A 3,703-nucleotide genomic window follows, 5' to 3' on the forward strand; every position below is an offset into this window, starting at 1 on the left:
AACTTGATGGAGTCCAGTTGCTTGTCATGGGGAACAGGTCGAACCGATCCCGAAATCGATCCTAAATCGATTCCTAGGAGTGCCCTGTTATTTATGCTATGCAACCGCGCGGGGTTGGTGTAGACGAAGAGACGCAAACGATCCACCTATTCCACCATCTGGACGGGATTGACAATCCAGGCAGGGACCGGTAGAGTAATAATTGAATTGCATAGGAAATCCACTAGGGGCGCCGTCATCGGCTGAGACAAGAGATCATCTTGGACCCTTTGAACCTGATCTAGTTCATACTAGCGTAGGAAAGTGGAGCCGGCCCCAAGTGACATGCGCTTAGGCTGCCATGAGTATATCGGTATGCCTAGGGTTCATCCAGCCGCTCCCTCTACGGAGCGGCTTTTTTGCGTGCTCTGGCAGCTCGGTTTGCCGTTGTCCTCTCAGAGGATTTCCTTGCCAAAATTTGTGGAGGTGGAGAAGTTGGGATTTTCTCAAGAGTTGCGTAGGCAGGCGGACGGAATTTATCAAGCGATATTTGATCATCCCTTTGTCAGAGGTATTGCGGAAGGCCGGTTACAGAAAGAACAGCTCATTCATTACGTCAAGCAAGATTTTGAGTATCTGAATGCTTACATGCGAATTTACGGGATCGCGATTTCCAAGTGCCAGACCCGCGAGGAGATTGCGTTGTTCAATCAACAGATCGATTTCATTTTAAACAGTGAGATTCATCCGCATCACAATTTTTGCCGGGTGGCCGGGGTGAATTTTGAAGATTTGCAAGGCTTTCCGCTAGCCCCTTCGGCTCATCATTATATCCGTCATATGCTGACGGTGGCCCACGAAGGAAGTTTGGGAGAAATATACGCCGTGCTCCTGCCTTGTCCGTGGACTTATCTGGAGATTGGCAAGAAGCTGTTGGAGGAAGTGCAGCCGACGCCGGAGCATCCGTACTATGAGTGGATCACTTTCTACGGTCAACGGGCAGGAGGCGTCACAGAGAAGTTCATGCGGGCGTTGGACCAATGGGCGGAAACCGCCAATGCGGCGGAGCGTCAACGCATGACCGAGCATTTTTTGCAGAGCTGCCAGCTCGAATATCTCTTCTGGGATATGGCGTATCGGTTGGAAGATTGGCCGGTTGCGGTGCCGGTGCTTCAGCTGTAACTCCGCGCCGATTCGCTATCCATCCATGCCCAAAGCCAAATGATCGAAAGAGAGGTTGAACTTATATGAGTTTGCTGGAAAAAGAGCTATCCGAAGTGCTGCAAAAGGTGCAAAATACGAAACCGCTCGTTCATAACATCACGAACGTGGTTGTCACGAATTTTACGGCGAACGGCTTGTACGCGCTTGGCGCGTCGCCGGTCATGGCGTATGCGCCGGAGGAGGTGGCCGATATGGCCAAGATCGCCGGCGCGCTTGTCCTTAACATCGGCACGTTGTCGACGCCGCAGGTGGAGGCGATGATCCTTGCCGGCCAGTCGGCGAACGCCCACGGCGTGCCGGTGCTGCTTGACCCGGTGGGCGCGGGAGCTACCGCCTTCCGGACCGAGTCGGCGCTGAGCATCCTGCGCGAGGTGAAGGTGTCGCTCGTGCGCGGCAACGCGGCGGAGATCGCCCATCTCGTCGGGGAATCCCGCGAGATCAAGGGCGTCGACGCCGGCGACACCGCGAGCGCCGAGGCGGCCGAGCTCGCGGTGCGGGCCGCGCGGGCGCTGAACACGGTCGTGGCGATCACCGGCCGTGAAGATGTCATCACCGACGGGCTGCAGTGCCGGATCGTCAGCGGCGGCGACGCGCTGCTCACCCAGGTGACCGGCACGGGCTGCCTGCTGACGTCGGTGTTGGGGGCTTTCGCCGCGGTGGAGCGCGATCTGCTGCTGGCCGGCACCGCCGGGCTGGCGTTCTATGGCGCTGCCGCGTCCCGCGCCGCCGAGCGGACGGCTTCGGCCGGCCCGGGCAGCTTCCAGATCGCGTTCCTCGACGAGCTGGCGAAGCTGCACCCGCACTCGCTCAAAGGGCACGCGGCAGTGCGTGAATTTCAGGCGACCGGAGCCGGCGGATGGTGGGTCGGATGAGCCAGATCGCTAGAGCCTTAACGATTGCCGGGTCGGACAGCGGCGGCGGGGCTGGCATCCAGGCCGACCTGAAAACGTTCCAGGAGCTGGGTGTATTCGGGATGTCGGCGATCACCGCCGTGACGGTTCAGAACACGCTGGGCGTGTCCAACGTCTATCCGCTGCCTCCGGAAGCTGCGGCAGAGCAAATCGATGCGGTTGGCTCCGACCTCGGCGTAGATGCGCTAAAGACCGGAATGCTGTTCAGCGCCGAAATCATTGGGGCGGTGGCCGCGCAAATCCGCGCGTTCGGCTGGAACCGGGTCGTTGTCGACCCGGTGATGATCGCCAAAGGCGGAGCTTCCTTGCTCCAGACGGAAGCGGTGCAGGCGTTGCGCTCGCAGCTGCTGCCGCTGGCGTACATCGTAACGCCGAACCTTCCCGAAGCGGAGGTGCTGTCCGGCCTGTCCATCCGCAGCATGGAGGACCGCCGCGAGGCAGCAAAACGGATCTGTGCTTACGGGGCGCAGCAGGTCGTCATCAAAGGAGGGCATGATGCCGCTGCCGGCGAGCAGGTCGTGGATTTGTATTATGACGGCGCGACCTTCAGCGAACTGGTGGAGCGGCGGATCCCTACGTCACAAACGCACGGCACAGGCTGCACGTTCTCGGCCGCTTTGACGGCAGAGCTTGCTAAAGGAACACCGGCCTTCGAGGCGGTGCGAACCGCGCGAGCCTTCATTCAGGCGGCGATTGAGCATGAGCTTGGATTGGGGCAAGGGCACGGCCCGACCAACCATTTTGCCTATCGCCGGCTGCAAGGAGCGTCCCGATGAGCGGCGGGGTCGGAAGCGGGCGGATTGCGGCGGATCGGATGCGCAAGCTGCTGCGCACGTATCTGGTCCTTGGCAGCCCGAACTGCCGCGATCATCCGCTCCGCGTATTGGAGGCGGCGTTGGACGGCGGCGTGACGCTGGTGCAGTTCCGCGAGAAAGGACCGGGAGCGCTCACCGGGGAGCCGCTGCGGGCGCTTGCCGTCCAGCTGCTGGCCGCATGCCGCCGGCGGGGCGTGCCGTTCCTCGTCAATGACGACGTGGAACTGGCCCTTGCGATCGGTGCCGACGGCGTTCACGTCGGCCAGGAGGACGAGGCGGCCGCGCAGGTCCGCGCCCGGATCGGCGACCGCATTCTCGGCGTCTCCGCGCACACGTTCGCCGAGGCGGAGGCCGCCGTGCGGCATGGCTCCGATTACCTCGGCATCGGGCCGATCTACCCCACGGCCTCGAAGGCGGACGCCAAAGCGCCGCAAGGGCCGGCGATTCTCCGCGAGCTTCGCGACCGCGGGATCACCTTGCCGCTGGTTGGCATCGGCGGCATTACGGCCGAAACAGCCGGCGACGTGATTCGCGCCGGTGCCGATGGCGTTGCCGTGATCTCCGCCATAACCTTGGCGGATGACGTCCGCCAAGCCGCTGCGCAGTTATACGCGACAACGGATGCCGGCACAAGCACAACTTGAGAGCTTCATCATATACGCAATACGCAGACCAGACCCTTGCCCCAGGCAAGGGTTTGGGAATTTGTGGATCATATGGTAAAGGGGATTCGTATTAATTTCGCTTTTGTCATGAATAATGCGTGAACGCATA

The 3,703-nt window shown here is 60.8% G+C and carries 4 protein-coding genes and 1 riboswitch; all 4 genes read left to right on the plus strand.

The window, feature by feature from the left end; genetic code table 11:
• Positions 1–215 precede the first annotated feature (215 nt).
• Positions 216–319: riboswitch (TPP riboswitch) on the plus strand.
• A gap of 155 nt (positions 320–474) precedes the next feature.
• The 4 genes from tenA (at position 475) to thiE (ending at position 3,573) form a co-directional block, all read left to right on the plus strand.
• Positions 475–1,161, plus strand: coding sequence for a thiaminase II (gene tenA, locus M3G15_RS21155; RefSeq protein ID WP_260071998.1), 687 nt, complete (start codon positions 475–477; stop codon positions 1,159–1,161).
• A 65-nt stretch (positions 1,162–1,226) separates the two neighbouring features.
• Positions 1,227–2,075: a hydroxyethylthiazole kinase gene (gene thiM, locus M3G15_RS21160; protein WP_260071996.1), complete on the plus strand. Its 849-nt coding sequence runs from the start codon at positions 1,227–1,229 to the stop codon at positions 2,073–2,075.
• A complete protein-coding gene (thiD, locus tag M3G15_RS21165) occupies positions 2,072–2,890 on the plus strand; it encodes a bifunctional hydroxymethylpyrimidine kinase/phosphomethylpyrimidine kinase (protein ID WP_009227000.1) in 819 nt (272 codons plus the stop codon). The genes thiM and thiD overlap by 4 nt, the downstream gene beginning before the upstream one ends.
• On the plus strand, positions 2,887–3,573 hold the full coding sequence (gene thiE, locus M3G15_RS21170; protein ID WP_260071997.1) for a thiamine phosphate synthase: 687 nt from the start codon (positions 2,887–2,889) through the stop codon (positions 3,571–3,573). Before thiD ends, thiE begins: the two co-directional genes overlap by 4 nt.
• The last annotated feature ends 130 nt before the right edge of the window (positions 3,574–3,703 follow it).

The sequence above is a fragment of the Paenibacillus sp. p3-SID1389 genome, assembly GCF_025151705.1.
GTDB classification, from domain to species: domain Bacteria; phylum Bacillota; class Bacilli; order Paenibacillales; family Paenibacillaceae; genus Fontibacillus; species Fontibacillus phoenicis.